The 212-nt window shown below is 51.4% G+C and carries 1 protein-coding gene; it reads right to left on the reverse strand.

All coding sequences use genetic code 11. From position 1 onward, the window contains the following. On the reverse strand, nt 1–212 hold a 212-nt coding region (locus HFD99_RS25450; protein ID WP_167441125.1), incomplete at both ends, for a condensation domain-containing protein.

A 212-nucleotide genomic window follows, 5' to 3' on the forward strand; every position in this document is an offset into this window, starting at 1 on the left:
GGCTGCTGTGGATGATAGGCAATAGCTCGAACGATTTCCGCAAAATGCTGTGCCAATCGCGTCATGGTCTCCGGCTTATACAGCGCCGTGCTGTATTCCAGACTGCACAGAATACCTTCTGGCTGCTCTATGGTCTCCAAGCTCAGATCAAACTTGGCCGTATGATTGTCCAGTGGATAGGAGCTCAAGGTCAGACCTTTCAGCTCGAACTC

Source organism: Paenibacillus sp. EKM301P, assembly GCF_011800295.1.
Taxonomy (GTDB): domain Bacteria; phylum Bacillota; class Bacilli; order Paenibacillales; family Paenibacillaceae; genus Paenibacillus; species Paenibacillus polymyxa.